The sequence below is a fragment of the Plebeiibacterium marinum genome, assembly GCF_026013615.1.
Classification (GTDB): Bacteria; Bacteroidota; Bacteroidia; order Bacteroidales; family Marinilabiliaceae; genus Saccharicrinis; species Saccharicrinis marinus_A.
Genome location: NZ_JAPDPI010000154.1, coordinates 1 through 377, shown reverse-complemented (window position 1 = coordinate 377; position 377 = coordinate 1). Strand labels below are relative to the sequence as shown.

The 377-nt window shown below is 37.9% G+C and carries 1 protein-coding gene; it reads left to right on the top strand.

Going from position 1 to position 377, the window contains the following annotated elements:
• The coding region (locus OM074_RS21290; protein ID WP_435873451.1) for a hypothetical protein at positions 1-377 on the top strand (377 nt) is incomplete at both ends.

Below are 377 nucleotides of genomic sequence, written 5' to 3'. Positions count from 1 at the left end.
AACAATCAAAGTAACCGTTTGTTAAGTGTGGCTGATGATGGCACCTCAAATTCCAATGTTAAGGATTATGACGCCATTAGTGCAGGAACATATACCTATGATAGCAATGGGAATATGACACATGCCCCTTCAAAAGATTCCGAAAACCTGATTAAATACAATCATTTAAACTTACCTCAGGAGGTTTCTGTTAATGCTGACAATAGAGTTTTTTACCATTACGATGCAGCTGGCAACAAGTTGGCCAAATATGTAAAAAATGGTACTACTTATAAAACAACCGATTATATTGCCAACCTGGTGTATACCGATGGACAAAAAAGCTTTTTTAGCACCGAAGAAGGCCGTGCCATACCTGTAAAAAATGGCGACAATAC